Consider the following 22,724-nt stretch of genomic DNA (forward strand, 5'->3'; position numbering starts at 1 on the left):
CGTGTGCACCGGGCGCACACGCATGGTTGCGACGATAGGGCTCGCCTCCGACATCCGGCAAGACGATTCGCCGTTGTTGGAGCTTCGGTCATCCGATGGTCACCGAATGGCCAGCCGCGCATGGCCGTTCCTACAGCCGAGGCGCTCAGGGGGCCTGTTCGTCCTCGGGCGCGGTCGCCGGCTCTCCCGCGTTCGCGGCGTCCTCGAACTCCTCGACCTCGCGCTCCCAGGCATCCTTCGCCAGCCGGTACCAGAGGTAGAAGGCGAAGCCGGCGAACACGGCCCACTCTGCGGCGTAGAAGATGTTCAGCCAGTTGATCGGCGACTGCTCCTGCGGCGGGGGCGAGCTGATGTCGACGAGTCCGGCCGACGCCGTGGCGGATGCCAGGTACGGGCGGTACACGTTCAGTCCGTCGATGTCGTGCCAGCGGCTCAGCAGCGCCGCGGGCGACATCCGGTTGAGCTGCATCGGATCGGAGCGCGGGGGCACCTCCACGCCCTCATCGTCGATCAGCCGTCCGGTGATCGAGGCTTCGACGGCGCCCTGCTTCTCGAGCGCCGCGACCGCGGCATCCGCCTGCTTCCTGGTGGCGGCCCAGCCGACCGCGACGGCGATCGAGGTGCGATCGGCGACCCGGAGCTGACCGGTGACCCAGTAGCCCTCAGTGCCGTCGTTGATGCGCTGCGAGATGACGATGAAGTCCCCCGCGACCCATGTCCCCGAGGTCCGGACGCGCTGCCCGCCGAGGCTCTGGTCGAGGTACTTCCCCGGCTCGATCACGTCGGTCAGCGGACGCACCTTCTCGGTCGCGCCCGGTGCGGGAGGCGTCGTGTCGATGGCGCGCTCGAGCTGCCACTGGCCGAGCCAAGCGAACACGCCCGCGACGACCAGGCACAGCGCGAGGACGCCGATCCACCGCCTGCGCAGCATGACCTCGCGCAGGGTGGGCGGGAACTCCTGCGGCGCGAGCGGCGCGCTGTTCGTCATCCCAGCTCGTAGGGCGCGAGCACGACCTCGACGCGCTGGAACTCCTTCAGGTCGGAGTATCCGGTCGTCGCCATCGACTTGCGCAGAGCGCCGATCAGGTTGGCGGTGCCGTCCGCGACGGGGGCGGGGCCATAGAGGATCTCCTCGAGGTTCGCGACGCCGTCCACCGCGACGCGGCGCCCGCGCGGCAGCTGCGGGTGGTGCGCCTCGGCGCCCCAGTGGAAGCCCTGGCCGGGAGCATCCGTGGCGCGCGCGAGAGCGACGCCCAGCATCACGGCATCCGCACCCATCGCGAGAGCCTTGACCATGTCGCCGGACGTGCCGACGCCGCCGTCGGCGATCACGTGCACGTAGCGTCCGCCCGACTCGTCGAGGTAGTCGCGGCGCGCGGCGGCGACGTCGGAGACGGCGGTGGCCATCGGGGCGTGGATGCCCAGGGTGACGCGCGTCGTGGACGCCGCACCCCCGCCGAAGCCGACCAGCACGCCCGCGGCGCCGGTGCGCATCAGGTGGAGGGCCGCGGTGTAGGTCGAGGCACCGCCGACGATGACGGGCACGTCGAGGTCGTAGATGAACTTCTTGAGGTTCAGCGGCTCGGCCACGCTGGAGACGTGCTCGGCGGACACCGTGGTGCCGCGGATCACGAACAGGTCGACGCCGGCGGCGACGACCGTCTCGTACAGCTCCTGCGTACGCTGCGGGGTGAGGGAGCCGGCGACGGTGACGCCCGCCTCGCGGATCTCGGCCAGACGCTGCTTGATGAGCTCCGGCTTGATGGGCTCGGAGTACAGCTGCTGCATCCTGGTCGTGGCGCGCTCGGCGGGGAGCGCCGCGATCTCGTCGAGCAGCGGCTGCGGGTCGTCATAGCGCGTCCACAGGCCCTCGAGGTCGAGCACCCCGAGGCCGCCGAGCTGACCGAGCATGATCGCGGTGCGCGGGCTGACCACGGAGTCCATGGGCGCGCCGAGCACCGGGATGTCGAACGAGAACGCGTCGATCGTCCAGGCGGTGGAGACGTCCTCCGGGTTACGGGTTCGTCGCGATGGCACGACCGCGATGTCGTCGAACGTGTACGCGCGACGCGCGCGCTTGCCTCGGCCGATCTCGATGTCCATGCTCACCCCACCAGACTACCCGGCGCCGTCGACGCGCTCAGCGCGCCCGCACGACACGTCGCTCGTCCCACACCGGCGCGTCCGACTCGTAGACCTCGCCGTCCTGGCCGAACACCAGGAAGCGGTCGAAGGACCTGGCGAACCAGCGGTCGTGCGTGACCGCGACGACGGTCCCCTCGAAGCGGGCGATGGCCTGCTCGAGCGCCTCGGCCGACTCCAGGTCGAGGTTGTCGGTGGGCTCGTCCAGCAGCAGCAGGGTCGCACCGCTCAGCTCGAGCAGCAGCACCTGGAAGCGCGCCTGCTGCCCGCCGGAGAGCTGATCGAACGCCTGCTGCGCCTGACGCACCAGCCCATATCGATCGAGGGCCGAGCTCGCGGCGTCGCGCGGCATCCCGGCGCGACGGTCGTCACCCCGGTGCAGGATCTCCAGCAGGGTGCGGCCGGCGAACTCCGGGTGCGCGTGGGTCTGCGCGAACAGACCCGGCACGACCCGCGCGCCCAGCGCGGCCGCGCCGGTGTGGGCGACGGGTTCCAGGGCCTCGGATGCCGCCACCAGGTGCCCCAGCGTGGGATCGGGGTCGGTGCCGCCGCGGGCGAGAAGACGCAGGAAGTGCGACTTTCCCGAGCCGTTCGAGCCGAGCACCGCGACCCGATCGCCGAACCAGATCTCGGCGTCGAACGGCTTCATCAGCCCGGTCAGCTCCAGGCGGGTGCACACGACGGCGCGCTTGCCCGTGCGGGCTCCGCGCAGGCGCATGTCGAAGTCCTGGGCAGGCGGACGCTCCTCCGGCGGTCCCGCCTCCTCGAACCAGCGCAGGCGCGTCTGGGCCGCACGGTAGCGCGAGGCGAAGCCGTCGTTCGCCGCGGCCTTGACCTTGAGCGTCGCGACCAGCGTCCTGAGCTTCTCATGCTGCTCGTCCCAGCGCCGGCGCAGCTCGTCGAGCCGATCGAGCCTGTCCTCCCTGGCCCGGTGGTAGGTGGCGAAGCCGCCTCCGTGCACCCAGGCGGTGGCGCCCGCTCCCCCGGGTTCGAGGGTGATGATGCGATCGGCGGCTCGGGCGAGCAGCTCGCGGTCGTGCGAGACGAGCAGCACGGTCTTGGGCGTCTCGCGCAGCCGGTCCTCGAGCCAGCGCTTGCCCGGCACGTCCAGGTAGTTGTCCGGCTCGTCCAGCAGCAGCACGTCGTCGGGACCGCGCAGCAGCGCCTCGAGGGCGAGCCGCTTCTGCTCACCACCGGAGAGCGTGTCGAGGTCGCGGTAGCGGGCGCGCTCGAACGGGACGCCCAGGGCGGCGATCGTGCACTGGTCCCACACGGTCTCGTGCTCGTAGCCGCCGGCATCCGCGTAGTCGGCGATCGCGGTGGCGTACCGCATCTGGGTGCGCTCGGTGTCATCCTCGATCAGGGCGTTCTCCGCGGCATCCAGCGCCTCGGCCGCCATCCGGATGCGAGCGGGCGCCACGCGCACGAGCAGGTCGTGCACGGTCGTTCCGGCGTCGCCGTGTCCGACGAACTGGTCCATGACGCCGAGTGATCCGTCGATCACGACGGCGCCGCCGTCGGGGGCGAGGTCACCGCGGATGATCCGCAGCAGAGTGGACTTCCCGGCTCCGTTCGGACCGATCAGCGCACTGGTGGATCCGGCGCCGACGCGGAACGTCGTCTCGTCGAGCAGGGGGCGTCCGTCGGGGAGGGTCAGCGCGATCGTGTTGACGTCGATGTGGCCCACAGCGGGCTCCTTCCGCCCGCCCTGTCGAGCAGCGAGCCGACCAGGCTATCAGCATCCGGATGCGCAGGACCGCACCGCTGTCGATTCGCTGACCGTCCATCCCATGAAGGAAGCTTTATGCCGGCCATCCGGGCGCAGGACCGTCCTTTGTCTTCTTCCATCGGTCGAGGACGTGTCGCGCGCGCCGTCAGCGGGGCTCGGACAGCCTCGCGAGCAGCTCCGTCAGCAGCGCCTCGGCGACCGGATGCGGCAGTGCCTCGATCAGCGCCATCAGCACCGACATGGGCTGGTCGGCGGACACGCTGCCCGCCCCGGCGAGGCGCAGCAGCCTCCATGCCGCCTTCGGCCCGGGCACGCGCCCGCCCTCGCCGTAGCCGAGCACGCGCATCCCCGCGAGGAGCATCCGCGCGTCGGCCTGCGGCCTGCCGCGCACCGCATCGGATGCTGCACGCAGCGCGTCCGTGAACTCCCCCACCCGCTGCTCGAGCACCGGTGTGAGGGTGAGATGCGCACTGTGCGGGATGCGCACGCCATCGGACTGCACGAGGCCGGGCTGATGCTGGATCTTCCAGCCGTACCCGGCCAGCTCGTCGGCGAGCCGGTGCGGGTCGACCCGGGTCACGTCCGGCGCCGAGGTATCCGCGACGAGGGCGATCGCGGGACCCACGGGATCGCCCATCACCGTCAGACCGGGGATGCCGTCGACCGCCGCGCACACGGCGACGGCGATGCGTCGGATCGACGCGACCAGCTCCGCATAGCCGTCCGATCCCAAATGCTGCGTGATCGCCCAGCCTGCGGCCAGCGGGGATGCCGACCGCGAGCCGAGCAGGGTCGGATTCACCACCGGATACCCGGCCCAGCGCGTGGTCGCGAAGAACTGCGCCCGGTGCCGGCGTCGCCCCCGATGCAGCAGCGCCGAGACGCCCTTGGGCGCGTAGCCGAACTTGTGCAGGTCGGCGGAGATGCTGGTGACGCCACGCACCCGGAAGTCCCAGGCGGGCAGATCCGGCCACCACGGCAGCACGAACCCGCCGAAGCAGGAGTCGACGTGACAGGAGAGACCGCGATCCGCCGCAGCGCCCGCGACCGCCGAGACCGGGTCCAGCGCGCCGCTCGGGTACGCCGGGGCGCTGACGACGACCAGTGCGACATCGTCGTCCATCCGGTCGATGAGATCCTGCGCGCGCACGGCGCCGTCGGTCCCGACCGGCACCGGCTCCCAGTCCAGGTCGAACAGGTGCGCTGCCTTCTGGAAGGCGGCGTGCACGGTCGACGCCGTGAGCAGCCTCGGGCGTCCGCCGTCCGGATGCGCTTCGCGCCACAGGTCGCGTGCGGTCTTCACCGCGAGCAGGCAGCTCTCGGTCCCGCCGCTGGTGACCGATCCCACCACGGCGCGGCCGCCGTGCAGCATCCGCCGGCTGAAGCCGATCACGTCGCGCTCCATCGCCGAGATGGAGGGGAAGACGGTCGGGTCGAGTCCGTTCAGCGGGCGGGCCAGTCGCGCCGCCGCATCTGCGAGCTCGTCGAGCTCCTCGACGCCCGAGTCGTAGACGTACGACAGCACGCGACCGCCGTGCGTCGGCGCGTCGCCCTCGCGCAGGGCGCGGAGCCGCGTCAGGACATCGCTCGTGGTGCCGCCGGTCATGCGGATGTGCCCACGATGTCGTGCTCGCGCAGGTGGTACCTGGCGAGGGTGAGCATGCTCGCGATCATCAGGATCGCGGGCAGGATGCTGAACGACACCGCGATGCCGACCACGGCCGACTCGGGCTGCTCGACCGTCCTCCCGACCGTGGTCTCCAGGTACCCGGTGATGGCCAGCACGATCGTGAGCACCGTGCCGCCCAGGGCCATGCCGGTCGTCTCTCCCGCCGTCCAGACGCCGCCGAAGATGCCGGAGCGGTTCGCGCCGCCGTTCCCCTTCGCCTCCTGCCCCTCCCCTGCACGCAGGGTGCGGTCGTAGGCGATCACGTCGGGGAGCATTGCCATCGGCAGCGTCTGCATACCCGCATACGCCGCGCCCGCGAGGGCGACCGGCGCGAGGATCCACCAGCCCGGCATCCACACCATCGCGCCCAGCACGAGCGTCGCCAGCACGAACACCGCGCTGGCCAGCCGGAAGGCGCGCTCCTTGCCGATGCGGTCGGCGATCAGCTTCCACACCGGCGCCATCAGCAGCGCGGGCGCGATCAGCGCCACGAACAGCTGGGTCACCGCGGTCTCGTCACCCAGAACCCAGCGGGCCACGTACTGCGCGGCAGCGAGCATCATCCCCGTCGCCAGCCCCTGCAGCAGGAACGTCGCCAGCAGCGCCCGGAACGGCTGGCTCTCGCGCAGCACCGCGATGCCGTCGCGGTAGTGCTCGGCGATGGTCGCGCCAGGGCGCACCGGCAGCAGCGGCCGGCTCGGAGCGACCGAGGCGGAGGTCAGCATCCCGAACCCGAGGATCACCGCTGCGACGATCGCCATCACCAGGTAGCCCAGCAGCGGATCGTGCGGGAACATCGCCCGCAGCTCCGGGCCGCCGGCTCCGAACAGCAGGATGGCGAAGGTCAGCAGCACCACGCGCCAGCTGAGCAGCCGGGTGCGCTCGCGGTAGTCGTCCGTGAGCTCGGCGGGCAGCGCGATGTACGGCACCTGGAACAGGCTGAAGAAGGTGGCGGCGAACATGAAGGCCACCAGCACCCACAGCGCCGCGGGCACCGGTCCGAGCCCGGCGGGTACGGCGAAGGTCAGGATGAAGGCGATCGGCAGCCCGATGCCGCCGATCAGCATGGTGCGGCGGCGACTTCCGGTGTGCGCGAGGGCGCGATCGCTGATGCCGCCGATCACGGGATCGATCAGCACGTCCCACACCTTCGCGGCCGTCACGATCGCGCCGGCGGCGAGCGCGGTGACGCCCAGCGAGTCGGTCAGGTAGTAGACGAGGACCAGCCCGGGGAGCGTCGCGAAACCGCCCGTGCCGAGCGAACCGATCGCGTAGCGGGTGACCTGCCCGCGGCTGAGCGAATTCGACCGTGAACCCATGCCGCTCACTCTAGTGGCGGGATGACCGCGCCTCGCGGGTCGCGGATGGTCGCCTCGCAGTGGACGAAGCGGGGTGTCGCGACCCGCGAAGCGGGAGGGGCGGCAGGCGGGCGGGATGCCTCAGACCAGAGCGCCCGAGGTCGGCACGGGGTTCGCGAACAGGTCGAGCACCGGGCAGTGCTCCTCCACGACGGCGCGGAGCTTCTCGTACTCCTCGGCCGTGTTCGGGCCGGTGATGTCGACCTTCACCCGCACGTCGTGGAAGCCGGCGCGGCCCGACTCGTCGATGCCGAACAGCTTGCGCACGTCGAGGTCGCCCTCAGCGGTGACCTCGATGTCGTCGATGGTGAGGCCGAGGGCCTGCGCGTAGAGGCGGAACACCACCACCTGGCAGGAGATCAGCGCGCCGAGCGCGTACTCGACGGGGCTGGCGGCCGCGTCGTCGCCCGCGAGCGCCGCGGGCTCGTCGACGAGAAAGCGGTGCTTGCCCGCACGGATCTCCGTGCCGACGGAACCGACCCCGCGACCGGTGACCCGGTAGGTCAGCTGCGCGTTGGAGGCATCGCGGGCGATGCGCTCGTTCCAGGTCGTCCCGGCGTCGGCGAGGCGCTGGGCGCGCTCGTCGGCGGTGACGTCTGCGATGGCGGTGAACTGGTCGTTGAGAAGTGTCATGCGGCGACGGTAACCCGGCGGCCGGATGCCGCGCTCGCGCGCCGTCACACCTCGCAACGCCGCGTCACACGACGCAATGCTCAGGCCGCGTAGCGCCCCGACGCGACGGCCTTGGCACGCGCCTTCGCCGCCTCCTCCTCGCGGTTCTTCGGCGGCCGCGTCGCGACCAGGTCGTTCAGCAGGTGCTGCGTGATGTGCGCGATCTCGGCGACGGCGTGATCGAACGCCTCCTGGTTGGCCTTGGACGGCTTGGTCGTCCCGGCGATCTTGCGCACGTACTGCAGGGCGGCCGCGTGCACCTCCTCAGAGGTGGCGGCGGGCTCGAAGTTGTGAAGGGTGTGGATGCTGCGGCACATACCGGCACGCTACGCGGAGCATCCGACATCCGGAACCCCCTCGCGGAGATGCGAAGAGGGCGGATGCCGCAGCATCCGCCCTCTTCGACGCGTGTCTCAGCGCTTGTTGTAGTTCGGCGCCTCGACGACGATCTGCACGTCGTGCGGGTGCGACTCCTTCAGACCAGCCGCGGTGATGCGGACGAACCGGCCGCGCGACTTGAGCTCCTCGATAGTGCGCGCGCCGACGTAGAACATGGACTGACGCAGGCCGCCGATCAGCTGGTAGGCGACGGCCGAGACCGGGCCGCGGTAGGGCACCTGGCCCTCGATGCCCTCGGGGATGAGCTTGTCGTCGCTGGGGACGTCGGCCTGGAAGTAGCGGTCCTTCGAGTACGAGGTCTGCTTGCCGCGGGTCTGCATCGCGCCGAGGGAGCCCATGCCGCGGTACAGCTTGAACTGCTTGCCCGACTGGAAGACGATCTCGCCCGGCGACTCGTCGGTGCCGGCGAGCAGGGAGCCGAGCATCACGGCGTCCGCTCCGGCGACCAGCGCCTTGGCGATGTCGCCCGAGTACTGCAGGCCGCCGTCGGCGATCACCGGGATGCCTGCCGGGCCCGCGGCCAGCGAGGCCTCGTACACCGCGGTCACCTGCGGCACGCCGACTCCGGCGACGATGCGGGTGGTGCAGATCGAGCCCGGGCCGACGCCCACCTTGACGGCGTCGACGCCGGCGTCGACCAGCGCCTGTGCGCCCTCACGGGTCGCGACGTTGCCGCCGATGATGTCGATGTGCTCGAAGGTCGGGTCGGCCTTCAGACGCTTGACCAGGTCGATCACGCCCTGCGACTGGCCGTTGGCGGTGTCGACCACCAGCACGTCGACGCCCGCGTCGCGCAGCGCCTCGGCGCGCTCCCAGGCGTCGCCGAAGAAGCCGATCGCGGCGCCCACGCGCAGGCGGCCCTGGTCGTCCTTGGTGGCGAGGGGGTACTTCTCGCTCTTGTCGAAGTCCTTGATGGTGATCAGCCCGGCGAGCTTGCCGTTCTCATCGATGAGCGGCAGCTTCTCGACGCGGTGCTGGGCGAACAGCGCGATCACCTCGCCGGCGGCGACGCCGACGGGAGCGGTGACCAGGTTCTCGCTGGTCATGACGTCCTTGACCAGGGTGGTCTTGCGCTCGAAGCCCGACACGAAGCGCATGTCGCGGTTGGTGATGATGCCCACCAGGCGACCCTCGTCGTCGACGACCGGCAGACCCGAGATGCGGTACTTGGCGCACAGCTGGTCGACCTCGTCGACGGTGGCGTCGGCGGTCGTGGTGATCGGATCGGTGATCATGCCCGACTCGCTGCGCTTGACGCGGTCGACGTCGGCGGCCTGGTCTGCGATGGAGAGGTTGCGGTGCAGGATGCCGATGCCGCCCTCTCGCGCCATGGCGATGGCCATGCGCGCCTCGGTGACCGTGTCCATCGCGCTGGAGAGCAGCGGGGTCGCGACCGAGATGCGGCGCGTGATGCGGGAGGAGGTGTCCGCCTCGCTGGGGATGACGTCGGTGTGCCCGGGCAGAAGCAGCACGTCATCGTAGGTGAGTCCGACGAAACCGAACGGGTCGTGCTGGGGCATGAAAACTGGCTCCTCTGCGCCGGGGGCGCGATCGATTGTCGAGAGTGCGCGGGACGACTGCAGCCGGGGACGGGAGCGGTGTCCGTCGTGTATCGATTCTAAACGGCTGACGCCTGCGGATATTCCGAGAGCGCTGCACGACGGCGGCCGTCCGACACTCCCGGGCTTCGTTCCGATCCGGACACGGTTGTGCGGATGCGGCCTGGAGCGGGATACGCTCAGTGCGACGTCCAGAACCGACCGCTACCCGGTGTCGGTTCTTCAGCACTCGATGTGGAGGATGCGTGGGACTCAGAACCGCGGCGCTTCGGCGCCCCCAGAACGGGCTGATCGCGTTGCTTGCGACGCTTTTGGCCGCCTTCATCGTGCTCGGCGTACCCGTCGGTTCAGCACAGGCCGCCACGACACCCGACGGCCAGGAGATCACCCAGTTCTACTTCGCCGGGAACATCACGTACAAGGACAAGCCGATCCCTGACGTGAAGCTCTCGGTCAAGGGGAACGGCTTCGAAGGCAAGACCAAGACGGACGCCTCCGGCAAGTGGCGCCTGTACGTGCCGAAGAAGGCCGCGTACACGATCTCGATCGACGAGGACACCCTGCCGAAGGGCGTGATCGTCGACGCCGCGCAGCTCCCCGAGGGAGTGAAGGCGGTCGCCGGGACGAGCGGCTCGTTCGAGGCCGCGTTCGGGCTGACCGGCACCAAGATCGTCAACCTCTTCCTCGGCCAGGGCGAACGCGTCACGGTCTCGTTCACCGAGCAGCTGCTCTCCCGCGCGGTAGGGGGCATCAACTTCGGCCTGCTCCTCGGCCTCGCCTCGATGGGCGCCGCGCTCATCTACGGGACGACGAGGCTGTCGAACTTCGCGCACGGCGAGATGGTCACCTGGGGCGGTGTCGCCGCCCTGCTCGTGACCTCGGTCTGGCACCTGCCGCTGTGGGCCGGCCTGATCGCGTCCATCGCCGCCGGCGCGCTGCTCGGCTGGGCGATGGATGCCGGCCTGTGGCGCCCGCTGCGCCGGCGCGGCCTCGGAGTCGTGCAGCTCATGATCGTCAGCATCGGCCTCTCGCTCACGCTCCGATTCGTGCTGCAGTACATCATCGGCGGCGGCACCTACCAGCTGCCGGGCGCGAGCCCGGAGCCGATGAAGCTGGGGCCGATCTCGCTGTCGTACATCGACCTGATCGGCATGGGCGTGAGCCTGGTCGCCATCCTCGGCGTCGCGTACTTCCTCACCCGCACCCGCATCGGCAAGGCGACCCGCGCCATCTCCGACAACCCGCAGCTCGCGGCGGCATCCGGCATCGACGTCGACCGGGTGATCCGCATCGTGTGGATCATGGCCGGCGTCCTGGCCTCGATCTCCGGCATCCTGTGGGCGTACTTCCGCCCCGGTGTGAAGTGGGACATGGGCATGCAGATGCTGCTGCTGATGTTCTGCGCGATCACGCTCGGCGGCCTCGGCTCGGCCTTCGGTGCGTTGATCGGATCGATCATCGTCGGAATCGCCGTGGAGGTCTCCACCCTCTGGATCCCATCGGATCTGAAGTACGCCAGCGCGCTGATCGCGCTGATCGTGGTGCTGCTGGTCAGGCCCCAGGGCCTGTTCGGCCGCAAGGAAAGGCTGGGCTGACACATGGACTGGGGACAGATCTTCGGCAACACCGTCACGTATCTCCTGCACCCGACCACCATCGCGTACGCGCTGGCGGCGACCGGTCTCGCGGTGCACTTCGGCTACTCCGGCCTGCTGAACTTCGGCATGGCGGCCTTCATGGCCGTCGGCGGATACGGGTACGCGATCTCCGTGCTCAGCTTCGGCCTGCCGTGGTGGATGGGCATGCTCATCGGTCTGCTGGGCGGCGTGCTGTTCGCGCTGATCCTCGGCATCCCGACGCTCCGGCTGCGCGCGGACTACCTCGCGATCGCGACGATCGCGGCCGCCGAGATCGTGCGGCTGCTGTTCCAGACTGAGCTGTTCAAGGAGTACACGAACTCCTCGGCGGGTCTGCGCGGCTACAGCGACGGCTTCCGCTCGATCAACCCGTTCCCCCCTGGCACGTACGGATTCGGTCCGTTCACGTACACCGAGGTGGAGCTGTGGAACCGCGTCTTCGGACTCATCATGCTCGCCATCGCGGTGCTGGTCGTCTGGGCGCTCATGCGCAGCCCGTGGGGCCGGGTGCTCAAGGGCATCCGCGAGGATGAGGACGCCGTGCGATCGCTCGGCAAGAACGTGTTCGCGTACAAGATGCAGGCGCTGATCATCGGCGGCGTCATCGGCGCCATGGGCGGCATCGTGTTCGCCGTTCCCTCGGCCGTGGTGCCCGGCAGCTACTCGACGTCGCTGACCTTCTTCCTCTGGACGATCCTGCTGCTGGGAGGCGCCGCCACAGTGCTCGGCCCGACGCTCGGCGCCGTGCTCTTCTGGATCGTGTTCTCGTTCCTCGGGAACCTCCTGCCGCAGATGGCCACCGCGGGATACCTGCCCATGACGTCGATCCAGGCCGAGATCGTGCGATGGATCCTGGCCGGTGTGGTGCTGATGCTGATCGTGATCTTCCGCCCGCAGGGCATCCTCGGAGACAAGAGGGAGATGACCTTTGTCAAGTGAGAACCAGCCCGTCACCGAGAGCGTGAAGCGGCAGAAGTCAACCGGTCTGACCAAGGGGCCGGCAGCGCCCGGAGTGGCGAAGGTCGACCCGATCCTGATCGTCGACGGGGTGGAGCGCCGGTTCGGCGGTCTGGCCGCGGTCGACGTCGACCATCTCGAGATCCCGAGGGGTGCGATCACCGCTCTGATCGGGCCGAACGGCGCGGGCAAGACCACCCTCTTCAACCTGCTCTGCGGGTTCGACAAGCCCAACGCGGGGACCTGGTCCTACGACGGCAAGAGCCTCGCCGGGGTGCCGTCGTTCAAGGTGGCGCGGATGGGTCAGGTGCGGACCTTCCAGCTCACCAAGGCGCTGTCGCTGCTCACCGTGCTCGAGAACATGAAGCTCGGCGCACCTCATCAGCGGGGCGAGAGCTTCTTCGCGGCGATGTTCCCGTTCCTCTGGCGCAAGCAGGATGCCGAGATCGAGACGAAGGCCCGCGAGCTCCTCGCGCGCTTCAAGCTCGATGCCAAGGAGAAGGACTTCGCCGCTGCGCTGTCGGGCGGGCAGCGCAAGCTGCTGGAGATGGCCCGAGCCCTGATGAGCGATCCGAACCTGGTGATGCTCGACGAGCCGATGGCCGGCGTCAATCCGGCCCTCACGCAGTCGCTGCTGGACCACATCCTCGATCTGAAGGACCGCGGCATGACCGTGCTCTTCGTCGAGCACGACATGCACATGGTGCGGCACATCGCCGACTGGGTGGTCGTGATGGCCGAGGGCCGCGTGGTCGCCGAGGGCCCGCCTGAAGAGGTCATGGAGGACCAGGCCGTGGTGGACGCCTATCTGGGCGCGCACCAGGACGTGGACCTGGGCGTGGTCACGGGACGCCTGTCCGTCGTCGACGGCGGTGCAGCCACTTCCTCGGAGGAGCTCGCCTCCCGCATCCGGGAGAAGATCGAGGCCGAGGCCGAGGCCGAAGCCGAACTCGACAAGGAAGAGGAGGACCGGTCATGACCGACGACGTCGTGGTGGAGCTGACCGGGGTCCACGCCGGCTACCTGCCGGGGGTGAACATCCTGAACGGCGCGAACCTGATCGCCCGCAAGGGCGAGCTGATCGGCATCATCGGCCCCAACGGCGCCGGAAAGTCGACGCTGCTGAAGTCGATCTTCGGCATGGTCCAGGTGCGCGAGGGGGACATCACGGTCAACGGCGAGAGCATCGTGGGCCTGAAGGCCGACAAGCTCGTCAAGCGCGGTGTGGCCTTCGTGCCGCAGACCAACAACGTCTTCCCGTCGCTGACCATCGCCGAGAACCTGCAGATGGGGCTGTATCAGAACCCCCGGATCTACAACGAGCGGCTCGAGTTCGTGACGGGCATCTTCGCCGAGCTCGGCAAGCGTCTCGGGCAGCGCGCCGGATCGCTCTCCGGCGGTGAGCGCCAGATGGTCGCCATGTCGCGCGCCCTGATGATGGATCCGTCCGTGCTGCTGCTCGATGAGCCCTCGGCGGGCCTCTCCCCCGTGCGGCAGGATGACGCGTTCATCCGCGTCTCGGACATCAACCGTGCGGGCGTCACCACCATCATGGTGGAGCAGAACGCGCGCCGCTGCCTGCAGATCTGCGACCGCGGCTATGTGCTCGACCAGGGCCGGGACGCCTACGAGGGCAGCGGACGGGATCTGCTGAACGACCCGAAGGTGATCGGACTGTACCTGGGCACGCTGGGGCAGGACGCCGCCTAGACAGCGCACGCGAGAAGGGGGACGGAGAGAGCCCCGGATGCCAGGCATCCGGGGCTCTCCTCGTGGATCGGGGGTGCGTCAGCTGATGCGCTTGAGCACGTTGCCCGTCTCGAACTCGTAGACGCCGATGGCGGCGCCCTTCGGGTCGTTGTTCTCGTCGAACGTGATCTCGCCGGACAGACCGTCGTAGTCGATCTTCTTGCCGTCGTTGATCAGCTTGGCGCACTCGGCGAACGTCTTGCACTTCGTGCCCTTGTCGGCGCCACCGGAGACCGAGCGCATCTTGGCAGCCATGTCCTTGCCCTCGACCGACTTCGCCTCGAGCGCCGCCAGTGCGATGAGCGTCACCGCGTCGTAGGCCTCAGCGGAGTAGGTCACGGCGTCGATCGGCTTGTTGCCCTTGGCCTCCCAGACCTTGTTCAGGTCGTCGATGAAGGTCTTGGGCAGGTCGGCGCCCGCGCGGGTTCCCTTCGAACCGGTCAGATCCACGGGGATCTGGTCCTTCCAGTCCTTCAGGTTGCCGTCGACCAGGTACAGCTTGCCGGTGTTGACGCCGGCGTTCTTGAGCAGCGGTGCGATGGTCGCGAACTGGTCGTAGGAGACGACCGCGACGGCGTCCGGCTTCGCGGCCGCGACCTCGGCGACCTGCGCGTTGAACTGGCCGTCACCGACGTTGTACGAGGACTTCGCGACGACCTTGCCGCCGGACTCGCCGAACGTCTTCTCGATGGCCTCCGCCAGACCCGTGCCGTAGCCGTCGTTCTGGTAGATGATGCCGAGGGTCTTGTTGCCGTCCTCGGAGATCTGGTTGCCGAGCGTCTCGCCCTGCAGCAGGTCGCTGGGCGCCGTGCGGAAGTAGAGCGGGTTCAGGCCCGAGAAGTCGGGCGAGGTGTTCGACGGCGAGACGGTCAGGATGCCGGCGCCGACGTTGCCGTCGAGGATCAGCTTGGTCACGCTGGACGACGCCGCACCGATCATCGCGGTGATGCCCTCGCTCTGCAGCTTGGTGATCGAGGTCTCGTAGGCCTTGGTGTCGGTGTCGCCCTCGTCGCCCGTGGAGAGCGTGATCGTGACGCCGGCCTTCGCCTCGTTGACGCGGTCGACGGCGAGCTGGACGCCCGCCTCCATCGGGGCGCCGAGGAAGGCCAGCGAACCCGTCTCGGGAAGCAGCGAACCCAGCTTGAGGGTGAGGTCGGCGGCGGGCTTCTTGCCCCCGTCGGTCGGCTTCTCGGATGCCGGAGTGCTGGCACAGCCGGAGATGACGAGTGCGGATGCGCTGATCAGCGCGATCCCTGCGAAGATCCTCGCCGGACGCGAGCCCTTCAATGCGTTCATGTTGCTCCCTTGCGTAACTGAACGTGGAGTACCACTTTCGGATGCCTTTACCCTATGCGGTGTGGGACTCCGGCGGTCGGCGTGCGGGTCTCGGTCCCTTAACGATCCCGCGCATCCCCTCAGACCAGCTCGGCGGCGGCCTCGCGGCGACCTCGGCCCTTCTGCACCAGCAGGTCGACGACGAACACGGCGATCGCGATCCACACCAGGATGAAGCCGATCCAGCGCTCGGCGGGCATGGGCTCCCCCAGCACCGCCCAGCCCAGCAGGAACTGCATGATCGGGGTGATGAACTGGATCATGCCGATCAGCGACAGGTCGACGCGACGCGTGCCGGCGGCGAACAGCAGCAGCGGCACCGCGGTCGCGATGCCCGCGCAGGAGAGCAGCACGGTGTGCAGCGGGCTCACGGCGCCCATCGTGATGCCGTGGCCGTCCTGTGCCACGACGATGAGGATGACCGCGGCGATCGGGATCATCCAGAACGACTCCAGCGTGAGGCCGCTGACCGCGTCGACCGATGGACCGATCTTCTTCTTGACCAGCCCGTACAGGCCGAACGACGCCGTCAGCGACAGGGCGATCCACGGGAAGGCGCCGTAGGCGACGATGATCACGCCCACCGCGACCGCAGCGATGCCGATCGCGACCCACTGCGCCATCCTGATGCGCTCGTGCAGCACCAGCACGCCCAGCAGCACCGTGAAAATCGGGTTGATGAAGTAGCCCAGGCTCGTCTCGACCACGTGCCCGCTCATGGCGGCGATCACGAAGACCTGCCAGTTGATGTAGATCAGGGCACCGGCCAGCGCTGTGAGCGCCAGCAGCTTGGGCTGGCGCCAGATGATGCGCAGCTTCTCCCATCCGCGGGTCACGGCCAGCAGCAGGATGCAGAACACCAGCGTGAGCAGCAGCCGCCATGCGACGACCTCGAATGGGCCGGTCGGTTCGAGCAGGAGGAAGTACAGCGGGAAGACGCCCCAGAGCAGGTACGCCCCGATCGTGTACAGCGTCCCCGCGCTCTTCGTGCTCACCGATCAAGCCTAGTGGCGCCTGGAACGACGAAGGGCCCGGATGCCATGCATCCGGGCCCTGGAGAACGTCAGCGTCAGCGGACGACGACCGCGAGGACGTCGCGAGCCGAGAGCACGAGGTACTCGTCGGTGCCGAACTTGACCTCGGTGCCGCCGTACTTGCTGTAGAGCACGCGGTCGCCAACGGCGACGTCGAGCGGAACGCGGTTGCCGTTGTCGTCGATGCGGCCGGGGCCCACAGCCACGACCTGGCCCTCCTGGGGCTTCTCCTTGGCGGTGTCGGGGATGACCAGACCGCTTGCGGTGGTCTGCTCTGCCTCGACCTGCTGGATGACGATGCGGTCCTCGAGCGGCTTGATGGAAACCGACACGGTGTACCTCTTCTTTCGTGACTGAGATCAGAAGACTGTTAGCACTCTCATGCCGAGGGTGCTAACTCCAGTGTATGCCGACGGCTGGCACTCATGCAATGCGAGTGCCAATCGGGCGGGCCGGGACGCACGACCGTAGGCTGGTCGGGTGGAGATGTCCGAGCTGACCGCCCTGCTCACCCGCGACGGCCTCGCGCTGCTCGACGAGGTCGGGCCGGTCGAGTCGTCCGGCGACGTCGCGCGCGCCGTGTCACGGCTGCGCGCGGCCGGCCACTCCCCCGAGCTCGTGTCGGCCGTGGTCGGGCAGGCGCACCTGCGGGTGAAGGCGGCGGCGAAGTTCGGCGAGTTCGCGGAGCGGATGCTGTTCACCCGGGCAGGCCTCGAGCAGGCCACGCGGCTCAACGTCGCCACGCTGCACGCCGTGCGGATGCGACGGGCAGGCATCACCGCGGTCACCGATCTGGGCTGCGGCATCGGCGGCGACAGCCTCGCCTTCGCCGGTGCGGGCCTGACCGTGACTGCCGTGGACGCCGACGCCGTCACAGCCGGGATCGCCGCGTACAACCTCGCGCCGTTCGGAGCGGATGCCGAGGTGCGGACTGGTCTCGCGGAGGACAACGTGCCCGCCGACGGCGCGGTGTGGCTGGACCCCGCCCGACGCACCGCCGGGCACGGCGAGACGCGCCGGCTGTCGGCATCCGACTGGTCACCGTCTCTGGACTGGTGCTTCGAGGTCGCACGCAGCCACCCGACCGGGATCAAGCTCGGCCCGGGGCTGGACCGCGACCTCATCCCCGACGACGTCGAGGCGCAGTGGGTCAGCGCCGACGGCAGCGTGGTCGAGCTGGTGCTGTGGAGCGGCGCGCTCGCTCGCGACGACATCCGCCGCTCGGCGCTGATCGTCGCCGGCGGGCAGACCCACGAGCTGACCGCGGAGTCGGATGCCGAGGACGTGCCGGTCCGCGAGCTCGGCGCATTCGTGCACGAGCCCGACGGGGCCGTGATCCGTGCGCGGCTGATCGGCGACGCGGCACGGATGCTGGATGCCGGGATGCTCGACGAGCAGATCGCCTACCTCACCGGAGACGCCGCTGTGACGAGCCCGTTCGTGCAGTCGTTCCGGGTGCGAGAGACCATGCCCGTGCATCCGAAGACCATCAACGCGGCGCTCAGGGCGAACGACATCGGGCGACTCGAGATCAAGAAGCGCGGCATGGACATCGACCCGGCGGTGTTCCGGAAGAAGCTGACACTGAAGGGCTCGCAGCAGGCGACGCTGATCCTCACCCGGACACCGGACGGACGCGTGGCGATCCTCGCGGACCGGGTCTGAGGGATCCCGCTCGCGCGGCTCAGCCGATGTCGCCCGTTCTGTCGTCGTTCGAGGTGCACTCTCCGGTCACCGCATCGCAAGAGACGAACGTCGACGCCTTCGCCTCGCGGATCATGGTCAGGACGGGTCCGCGCCGCTCCGTCCATCTCACGCTGTAGGTCGTCCCCCGGTAGGGCAGCTCGACGGTATCGGTCGACCCGTCCGCCCCGCACGCCTTCGTGACCTCGAGCGTGCCCGGATCGACGACGGCCACGCAGCCGCCGCCGTTGTAATCGAACCAGATCGGCAGGTCGCCGTCGCGGCCCAGGATCGTCAGGTTCTGGCCGTCGAAGCCCGCGTCCTGCAGCGCGCCGACCAGTCGCATCTCCGTGTCGGAGTACTGCTGCTGCCATGAGTAGTCGTCGACGTCCATCTCCCACTGCTGGACGAACACGGTCCACTCCCCGTTCATCGTCTTGGCGAGGAGTGCGTTCACCGATCTGGTCGTGCCACCGTCCTGAAGGCCGTTCACGCCGGCCGCGATGGTGTCGCTGCGGGGGTCGCCCTCGGTGCCGCCACACGCGGTGCTGCGCTGCTTCTGTGCGGCGATGACGACGCACCGCTCCTTGCCTCGGAAGGCCGTCCACACGGAGGCGCCGTACTTCTCGCCGGCGAACTCGAGGGTGTCGGCGTCCACCTCTCCCGCCTTGATGATCTCGCGCTGGATCTTCTGCTGCTCGGCGGACATCTCGGGCGCCGCGTGCACGACGGGATGCGGCACCGTCATCCAGCCGATGCCGAGCCCGAGGATCAGAGCGGCCGCCGCGACCACGGGGATGAGCCACCGCGGACGGGACGTCGGCGCCGAAGGAAAGGCGTCCTCCCGGATGCCGGGCGGCGACCCTTCGGCGGAGACCGCGGACTCCGTCGACCTTCCCGTGTCGGCCATGACCGCGGAGGCATGCACCTCGAACTCCGGGAGCCGAAGCGTCGCAGCCCCCGACGCGTCGTCGCCTGCGGCGCTCGTCGCGGACAGCATCCGCAGCTCCTCGGTCTCCTCCGGGGTCAGGGCGCCGTCTGGGGCGTACAGGCGATGCTGCAGCTCTCGCCGGCGTGCGGCATCCGCTTCGCTCATCCCTGCACCCCCGTACCCCGGTAGATCGTGAGCGCGTCCCCGCGGTCCAGGGTCTGCTCGATGGCGTAGGTGGTGTCGCCGATCGTCAGCTCGAGCGGCTCGATTCGTGCGGGCCCGCCGCACTGCTGCACGACCTCGGCCCCCTGCACCACCATCAGGCACTGCCGCTGCTCGTCATCGACGCCGCTCCACACCGGGGTGTCGCCGTCGTAGCCGAGGATGTTCAGCATCTGGCCCGCGAACCCCGCGTCCTCCAGCACGCTGACCATGGCGAGCTCGGATGCCCCGTACATCGAACGCCAGTCGAATCCCTCGGTCATGTTCTGGCGCTGCATGACCACGGCGAGCTCGCCATCGATGTCCTCCACGACAGCCGCCCACACGGAGTACTGGATCCGCTTCTCGGTGTAGTCCAGGTTGGCCTGCAGCTGCTCGCCGTTCTCGCGCTGATCCGGGTTCAGGCAGCCCGCTGAGTAGCCGTCGTTCGGGTCGTCCGAACCGCCTTCGCGGGTCAGGATCAGGCACTCGAGCTCGGACGCGGCCTGGGTCCCCTTCCAGGCATCCACCCCGTATTCGCTGCCCACCAGTCGGAGGGAGCCGGGTTCGTACGTCCCTGATGCGTCGAGCTTCGCCCACGCGGCCTGCTGCGCCGCGGTCATCGGGCTGTGCTCGCCGAAGACGAGGCGGCCGGCGACGAGGCCCAGCACGACCGCGACGATCGCGATGACCGGGATCAGCAGGCGCTGAGGAAAGCGACGACGAGCGGATGCCTCGGGCGCACGCACAGGCTCCGGATCGGCCGCCGGCAGCTCAGGCTCCGCGTCCGAGGACGTCCGCCGCGGCTCCTCCGACGATCCCGCCCACAGTGCGGAGGCTCGGAACCCGTCCTCACGAGCCGACGTCGGCTCGGTGGTCGGGGGCGCGACCACGGGAGCCGTCAGATTGCGCGCGTCCAGATCCCGCAGCTCGGCGGCCTCGGCATCCGTCAGCGCGCCCCCGGGCGCGTAGGCCCGCAGCTGAAGCTCACGTCGTCGTGCAGCTTCCGCCCCCTCCAGCATCCGTCACCCCAGTCTCTCGAACTGCATCGTCGCCCAGATCAGCCAGCCCGCACTGAACAGAGTGGCACACAGTCCGAGAACCAGAGCCCACATCGCGATGGCGCGGCTCTCCAGCGGGCGGCGCAGCGACATGATGGCGGAGATCACGGCGACGATCGCCACCGGAATCCCCCAGCCCACGAACATCGACGTCGCCAGCGCGACGATCGCAGCGAACAGGGCCCACGGCGCGAGCCGGGCATCATCCACCGGCGCCGGGTCCGACTCCGCATGCGGCTCCCAGTCCGACCGGGCCGCGAACTCCTCGGCATCCGGCTCGTGATTCGTCCGCTCGACCGGGATCGGCGCCGTCGGCAGCTTGCCGTACCCCTTCGACGCACCGGGCAGCGCCGCGCTCCCCTCCGGTCGCTCGACCTCGGGAGTGGGCCCCTCGATGCGCGGATCGGTCATGCCGGGCTCACCTGGATCTCGGTCACGGGCAGCGTCGAGTCCGCCCCGAACGCCAGTGTCGACGCGCCACGGCCGCTCGAGATCAGCTCCGCGGCGAGACCCGCGATCATCGCGCCGTTGTCCGTGCACAGGCTCAGAGGAGGGATGCGCACGGTGACGCCCGCTGCGGCGGCACGCTCCAGCGTCACCTCGCGCAGACGCCGATTGGCGATCACGCCGCCGCCCAGCAGCAGGCGAGGGACTCCGCGGTCCTGGCAGGCGGCGAGCGCCTTGGTCACCAGCACGTCGACCACCGCTTCGCGGAAGCTGGCGGCGACATCGGCGACGGGGACCTCCTCGCCGTTCGCCTCGGCGCGCTCGATCCAGCGGGCGACCGCCGTCTTCAGCCCCGAGAACGAGAAGTCGTAGCGGTGCCTCTCCAGATCGGATGCCTTGGAAAGTCCGCGCGGGAAGCGGATCGCCTTCGGGTCGCCGCCGGCCGCGGCCCTGTCGATCTGCGGCCCGCCGGGGTACGGAAGCCCCAGCAGGCGCGCGACCTTGTCGAAAGCCTCGCCGGCCGCGTCGTCGACGGTCTCGCCGAGCAGCTCGACGTCGGTCGTGAGATCGCGCACGTGCAGCAGCGAGGTGTGGCCGCCGCTGACGAGCAGGGCGATCGTCGGGTACTCGATGGGCTCCGCGTCCCCGGCGACGATGTCGGCGGCGATGTGCCCGACCAGATGGTTCACGGCGTACAGCGGCTTGCCCAGCGACACGGCGAGCCCCTTGGCGGCGCCCACGCCGACCATGAGCGCGCCGGCCAGGCCCGGACCGCTGGTCACGGCGATGGCGTCCAGGTCGTCGAGGGTCACCTGCGCCTCGGCGAGGGCGCGCTCGATGGACGGCTGCAGGGCCTCCAGGTGCGCGCGTGCGGCGACCTCGGGCACGACCCCGCCGTAGCGGGCGTGCTCGTCCATGCTCGACGCGATCGTGTTCGAGAGCAGGGTGCGGCCGCGCACGATGCCGATGCCCGTCTCGTCGCAGCTGGTCTCGATGCCGAGCACCAGGGGTTCGGTGGTGGTCATGCGGAGGTCTCCTGCTCGGATGCTGCGCCGACGGTCCAGGCGTGCAGGTCGAGCCGCATCACCACGGCGTCCACGTCGTCGGGCTGGTAGTAGCGCGGGCGGCGGCCCAGCTCCGCGAAGCCCTCCGACCGGTACAGGCCCTCGGCCACGGGATTGTCGGCGCGCACTTCGAGGAACAGCTCGCGGGCGCCGCGGGCGGCCGCCTCGGAGATCAGCGCGCGCAGCAGGGCGCGGCCCCTCCCCTGCCCCCGGACCGATTCATCGAGCGCGATGGTCTGGATGTCGGCATCCGATCCGCCGCGCAGGGCGCGCAGCCCGCCGTAGCCCACGACGCGGCCGTCCTCCTCGTCGACGAGGTAGTGGTTGTGAGCGCTGGCGACCTCGGCGCGCATGGTGTCCTCGCTCCACGCGTCGGTGGGGAAGCTGCGGCGCTCGAGGTCCATGATCGCGGCGAGGTCGTCGCCGGTCGCGAGGCGGAGGGTCATGCGCTCACCCGCTTCGGAGCGCCGGGCAGCACGACATCCGGCGAGCGCAGATAGAGCGGCTCGGCATCGGCGAGGGTCCGTCCGGCGGCGATGGCGCGCGCGCCGACGAGGGCGAGGGCGGAGGCCGAGAGCTCGGTGACCTCGTGCACCGGCTCGGCGAGTTCGGTACCGCGCTTCTCCAGGCGGGTGGGGAGCACCAGGTGCGGGATGCCGTCGGCATCCGCTCCGTCGAAGACGCTCACGGCGATCTCACGACGGCGAGCGTCGGTGACGACCGCGAATCGGCTCTGGATGCCCGCCGCCTGCGCGATCGCGAAGTGGCTGGGGATCGGGATGACCGGGATGCCGCGACCGAGCGCGAACGTGCGCGCCGCCGCGATGCCGATGCGCAGGCCGGTGAAGGGTCCAGGGCCCATTCCCGCGACCACGTGCGTGATGCCCGGCTGCGCCACCTGGGCGAGCAGATCGCCGATCACCTCGGCGTGTCCGAGCGGGTCCGGCGTGGAGGCCTCGGCGACAGTGCGCCCGTCGGCGTCGATGACGGCGACGGCGGTGCCCAGGGAGGTGTCGACGGCGAGGATCACCCCTCCAGATTAGTCGGCGGCCGCTGGGCCTCGGCCGGGAGCCGTGCCCCGGCGGGTACGGTCATGG

Annotated in this window: 22 protein-coding genes; 5 read left to right on the forward strand and 17 right to left on the reverse strand. The window is 69.8% G+C overall.

Features of this window, described 5'->3' with window-relative positions; translation table 11 throughout:
- Positions 1 to 145: 145 nt before the first annotated feature.
- The 8 genes from ACTJJ4_RS06840 to guaB form a co-directional block, all read right to left on the reverse strand.
- Positions 146 to 988, reverse strand: a complete 843-nt coding sequence (locus ACTJJ4_RS06840) for an SURF1 family protein (RefSeq protein ID WP_440942572.1) — start codon at positions 986 to 988, stop codon at positions 146 to 148.
- Positions 985 to 2,103: a GuaB3 family IMP dehydrogenase-related protein gene (locus tag ACTJJ4_RS06845; protein WP_292700848.1), complete on the reverse strand. Its 1,119-nt coding sequence runs from the start codon at positions 2,101 to 2,103 to the stop codon at positions 985 to 987. Before ACTJJ4_RS06845 ends, ACTJJ4_RS06840 begins: the two co-directional genes overlap by 4 nt.
- Before the next feature lie 37 nt (positions 2,104 to 2,140).
- On the reverse strand, positions 2,141 to 3,829 hold the full coding sequence (locus tag ACTJJ4_RS06850; protein WP_440942573.1) for an ABC-F family ATP-binding cassette domain-containing protein: 1,689 nt from the start codon (positions 3,827 to 3,829) through the stop codon (positions 2,141 to 2,143).
- Positions 3,830 to 4,016: 187 nt separating this feature from the next.
- Positions 4,017 to 5,477, reverse strand: coding sequence for a pyridoxal phosphate-dependent decarboxylase family protein (locus tag ACTJJ4_RS06855; protein ID WP_440942574.1), 1,461 nt, complete (start codon positions 5,475 to 5,477; stop codon positions 4,017 to 4,019).
- Positions 5,474 to 6,859, reverse strand: coding sequence for an MFS transporter (locus tag ACTJJ4_RS06860; RefSeq protein ID WP_440942575.1), 1,386 nt, complete (start codon positions 6,857 to 6,859; stop codon positions 5,474 to 5,476). Before ACTJJ4_RS06860 ends, ACTJJ4_RS06855 begins: the two co-directional genes overlap by 4 nt.
- A 120-nt stretch (positions 6,860 to 6,979) precedes the next feature.
- On the reverse strand, positions 6,980 to 7,531 hold the full coding sequence (locus tag ACTJJ4_RS06865) for an OsmC family protein (protein ID WP_440942576.1): 552 nt from the start codon (positions 7,529 to 7,531) through the stop codon (positions 6,980 to 6,982).
- 80 nt (positions 7,532 to 7,611) lie between these two features.
- The gene (locus ACTJJ4_RS06870; protein WP_440942577.1) at positions 7,612 to 7,887 is read right to left on the reverse strand and encodes a DUF2277 domain-containing protein; all 276 of its coding nucleotides are present in this window, start codon (positions 7,885 to 7,887) and stop codon (positions 7,612 to 7,614) included.
- A gap of 96 nt (positions 7,888 to 7,983) precedes the next feature.
- A complete protein-coding gene (gene guaB, locus ACTJJ4_RS06875) occupies positions 7,984 to 9,489 on the reverse strand; it encodes an IMP dehydrogenase (RefSeq protein WP_440942578.1) in 1,506 nt (501 codons plus the stop codon).
- A gap of 284 nt (positions 9,490 to 9,773) precedes the next feature.
- On the opposite strand from guaB, the gene ACTJJ4_RS06880 reads away from it, so the two are divergent.
- Genes ACTJJ4_RS06880 through ACTJJ4_RS06895 form a run of 4 tightly spaced genes read left to right on the forward strand, consistent with a single transcriptional unit; the run spans position 9,774 to position 13,832 of the window.
- Positions 9,774 to 11,123, forward strand: coding sequence for a branched-chain amino acid ABC transporter permease (locus ACTJJ4_RS06880; protein WP_440942579.1), 1,350 nt, complete (start codon positions 9,774 to 9,776; stop codon positions 11,121 to 11,123).
- Positions 11,124 to 11,126: 3 nt separating this feature from the next.
- Positions 11,127 to 12,104: a branched-chain amino acid ABC transporter permease gene (locus ACTJJ4_RS06885; protein WP_440942580.1), complete on the forward strand. Its 978-nt coding sequence runs from the start codon at positions 11,127 to 11,129 to the stop codon at positions 12,102 to 12,104.
- A 22-nt stretch (positions 12,105 to 12,126) separates the two neighbouring features.
- The gene (locus tag ACTJJ4_RS06890) at positions 12,127 to 13,101 is read left to right on the forward strand and encodes an ABC transporter ATP-binding protein (RefSeq protein WP_440942835.1); all 975 of its coding nucleotides are present in this window, start codon (positions 12,127 to 12,129) and stop codon (positions 13,099 to 13,101) included.
- The gene (locus ACTJJ4_RS06895; protein WP_285634693.1) at positions 13,098 to 13,832 is read left to right on the forward strand and encodes an ABC transporter ATP-binding protein; all 735 of its coding nucleotides are present in this window, start codon (positions 13,098 to 13,100) and stop codon (positions 13,830 to 13,832) included. Before ACTJJ4_RS06890 ends, ACTJJ4_RS06895 begins: the two co-directional genes overlap by 4 nt.
- A 78-nt stretch (positions 13,833 to 13,910) precedes the next feature.
- On the opposite strand, the gene ACTJJ4_RS06900 is transcribed toward ACTJJ4_RS06895, so the two are convergent.
- The 3 genes from ACTJJ4_RS06900 to groES form a co-directional block, all read right to left on the reverse strand.
- On the reverse strand, positions 13,911 to 15,167 hold the full coding sequence (locus ACTJJ4_RS06900) for an ABC transporter substrate-binding protein (RefSeq protein WP_440942581.1): 1,257 nt from the start codon (positions 15,165 to 15,167) through the stop codon (positions 13,911 to 13,913).
- A gap of 119 nt (positions 15,168 to 15,286) precedes the next feature.
- On the reverse strand, positions 15,287 to 16,201 hold the full coding sequence (gene rarD, locus ACTJJ4_RS06905) for an EamA family transporter RarD (RefSeq protein WP_440942582.1): 915 nt from the start codon (positions 16,199 to 16,201) through the stop codon (positions 15,287 to 15,289).
- Between the two features lie 74 nt (positions 16,202 to 16,275).
- Entirely contained in the window at positions 16,276 to 16,572 is a 297-nt protein-coding gene (groES, locus tag ACTJJ4_RS06910) for a co-chaperone GroES (RefSeq protein ID WP_440942583.1), read from the reverse strand.
- 148 nt (positions 16,573 to 16,720) lie between these two features.
- Between groES and ACTJJ4_RS06915 the strand changes: the two genes are divergently transcribed.
- A complete protein-coding gene (locus ACTJJ4_RS06915; protein WP_440942584.1) occupies positions 16,721 to 17,905 on the forward strand; it encodes a THUMP-like domain-containing protein in 1,185 nt (394 codons plus the stop codon).
- A gap of 19 nt (positions 17,906 to 17,924) precedes the next feature.
- Here ACTJJ4_RS06915 and ACTJJ4_RS06920 read toward each other — a convergent pair whose 3' ends face one another.
- From ACTJJ4_RS06920 to tsaB, 6 genes are read right to left on the reverse strand one after another with little or no spacing between them, the layout of a single operon-like run.
- Positions 17,925 to 19,019: a hypothetical protein gene (locus ACTJJ4_RS06920; RefSeq protein WP_440942585.1), complete on the reverse strand. Its 1,095-nt coding sequence runs from the start codon at positions 19,017 to 19,019 to the stop codon at positions 17,925 to 17,927.
- Positions 19,016 to 20,077 carry a hypothetical protein gene (locus tag ACTJJ4_RS06925; protein WP_440942586.1) on the reverse strand — a complete coding sequence of 354 codons (1,062 nt, stop codon included), beginning with the start codon at positions 20,075 to 20,077 and terminating at the stop codon, positions 19,016 to 19,018. The genes ACTJJ4_RS06920 and ACTJJ4_RS06925 overlap by 4 nt, the downstream gene beginning before the upstream one ends.
- A 3-nt stretch (positions 20,078 to 20,080) precedes the next feature.
- A complete protein-coding gene (locus ACTJJ4_RS06930; protein ID WP_440942587.1) occupies positions 20,081 to 20,527 on the reverse strand; it encodes a hypothetical protein in 447 nt (148 codons plus the stop codon).
- A complete protein-coding gene (tsaD, locus tag ACTJJ4_RS06935; protein WP_440942588.1) occupies positions 20,524 to 21,588 on the reverse strand; it encodes a tRNA (adenosine(37)-N6)-threonylcarbamoyltransferase complex transferase subunit TsaD in 1,065 nt (354 codons plus the stop codon). Before tsaD ends, ACTJJ4_RS06930 begins: the two co-directional genes overlap by 4 nt.
- The gene (gene rimI / locus ACTJJ4_RS06940) at positions 21,585 to 22,073 is read right to left on the reverse strand and encodes a ribosomal protein S18-alanine N-acetyltransferase (RefSeq protein WP_440942589.1); all 489 of its coding nucleotides are present in this window, start codon (positions 22,071 to 22,073) and stop codon (positions 21,585 to 21,587) included. The genes tsaD and rimI overlap by 4 nt, the downstream gene beginning before the upstream one ends.
- Positions 22,070 to 22,657 (reverse strand): tRNA (adenosine(37)-N6)-threonylcarbamoyltransferase complex dimerization subunit type 1 TsaB, encoded by a 588-nt coding sequence (tsaB, locus tag ACTJJ4_RS06945; RefSeq protein WP_440942590.1) that lies wholly within the window; start codon positions 22,655 to 22,657, stop codon positions 22,070 to 22,072. Before tsaB ends, rimI begins: the two co-directional genes overlap by 4 nt.
- Between the last annotated feature and the right edge of the window lie 67 nt (positions 22,658 to 22,724).

The organism is Microbacterium sp. 22195, from assembly GCF_052056515.1.
Lineage (GTDB): Bacteria > Actinomycetota > Actinomycetes > Actinomycetales > Microbacteriaceae > Microbacterium.

Bases quoted from the DNA above. Each gene is read 5' to 3' on its own strand.
- ACTJJ4_RS06855 (WP_440942574.1), bottom strand. From the start codon at position 5,477: ATGACCGGCGGCACCACGAGCGATGTCCTGACGCGGCTCCGCGCCCTG.
- ACTJJ4_RS06845 (WP_292700848.1), bottom strand. From the start codon at position 2,103: ATGGACATCGAGATCGGCCGAGGCAAGCGCGCGCGTCGCGCGTACACG.
- ACTJJ4_RS06870 (WP_440942577.1), bottom strand. From the start codon at position 7,887: ATGTGCCGCAGCATCCACACCCTTCACAACTTCGAGCCCGCCGCCACC.
- ACTJJ4_RS06925 (WP_440942586.1), bottom strand. From the start codon at position 20,077: ATGCTGGAGGGGGCGGAAGCTGCACGACGACGTGAGCTTCAGCTGCGG.
- guaB (WP_440942578.1), bottom strand. From the start codon at position 9,489: ATGCCCCAGCACGACCCGTTCGGTTTCGTCGGACTCACCTACGATGAC.
- ACTJJ4_RS06895 (WP_285634693.1), top strand. From the start codon at position 13,098: ATGACCGACGACGTCGTGGTGGAGCTGACCGGGGTCCACGCCGGCTAC.
- ACTJJ4_RS06920 (WP_440942585.1), bottom strand. From the start codon at position 19,019: ATGAGCGAAGCGGATGCCGCACGCCGGCGAGAGCTGCAGCATCGCCTG.
- ACTJJ4_RS06885 (WP_440942580.1), top strand. From the start codon at position 11,127: ATGGACTGGGGACAGATCTTCGGCAACACCGTCACGTATCTCCTGCAC.
- ACTJJ4_RS06900 (WP_440942581.1), bottom strand. From the start codon at position 15,167: ATGAACGCATTGAAGGGCTCGCGTCCGGCGAGGATCTTCGCAGGGATC.
- ACTJJ4_RS06930 (WP_440942587.1), bottom strand. From the start codon at position 20,527: ATGACCGATCCGCGCATCGAGGGGCCCACTCCCGAGGTCGAGCGACCG.
- ACTJJ4_RS06865 (WP_440942576.1), bottom strand. From the start codon at position 7,531: ATGACACTTCTCAACGACCAGTTCACCGCCATCGCAGACGTCACCGCC.
- ACTJJ4_RS06860 (WP_440942575.1), bottom strand. From the start codon at position 6,859: ATGGGTTCACGGTCGAATTCGCTCAGCCGCGGGCAGGTCACCCGCTAC.
- ACTJJ4_RS06840 (WP_440942572.1), bottom strand. From the start codon at position 988: ATGACGAACAGCGCGCCGCTCGCGCCGCAGGAGTTCCCGCCCACCCTG.
- tsaD (WP_440942588.1), bottom strand. From the start codon at position 21,588: ATGACCACCACCGAACCCCTGGTGCTCGGCATCGAGACCAGCTGCGAC.
- rimI (WP_440942589.1), bottom strand. From the start codon at position 22,073: ATGACCCTCCGCCTCGCGACCGGCGACGACCTCGCCGCGATCATGGAC.